This is a genomic window from Enterobacter sp. R-1.6.2 (genome assembly GCF_035064085.1).
In the GTDB taxonomy this organism is placed as follows: Bacteria; Pseudomonadota; Gammaproteobacteria; order Enterobacterales; family Enterobacteriaceae; genus Enterobacter; species Enterobacter asburiae_B.
The window spans coordinates 1-660 of the sequence record NZ_JASEYI010000117.1; the positions used below are offsets into that span (position 1 = coordinate 1).

1 pseudogene is annotated in these 660 nt (G+C 53.3%); it reads right to left on the reverse strand.

Going from position 1 to position 660, the window contains the following annotated elements:
* Positions 1-147 precede the first annotated feature (147 nt).
* Positions 148-660 (reverse strand): annotated as a pseudogene (locus tag QMN93_RS26065) (IS5-like element ISKpn26 family transposase); the annotation flags it as partial.

The window sequence follows — 660 nt, forward strand, 5'->3', positions numbered from 1 at the left end:
GGAAGGTGCGAATAAGCAGGTCATTTCTTCCCAAGCTGACTCGCTGATTAAAATTTCGCGGATCTGGGCCGATTTTTTTCCCGCAAACACATCGAATCAGCCTATTTAGGCTATTTTTTCCACCATTTCTGGCGTTATTTCCGGTTTTTACTGAGATCTCTCCCACTGACGTATCATTTGGTCCACCCGAAACAGGTTGGCCAGGGTGAATAACATCGCCAGTTGGTTATCGTTTTTCAGCAGCCCCTTGTATCTGGCTTTCACGAAGCCGAACTGCCGCTTGATGATGCGAAACGGGTGCTCCACCCTGGCACGGATGCTGGCTTTCATGTATTCGATGTTGATGGCCGTTTTGTTCTTGCGCGGATGCTGCTTCAAGGTTTTTACCCTGCCGGGACGCTCGGCGATCAGCCAGTCCACATCCACCTCGGCCAGCTCCTCGCGCTGTGGCGCTCCTTGGTAGCCGGCATCGGCTGAGACAAATTGCTCCTCTCCATGAAGCAGATTACCCAGCTGATTGAGGTCATGCTCGTTGGCCGCGGTGGTGACCAGGCTGTGGGTCAGGCCACTCTTGGCATCGACACCAATGTGGGCCTTCATGCCAAAGTGCCACTGATTGCCTTTCTTGGTCTGATGCATCTCCGGATCGCGTTGCTGCTC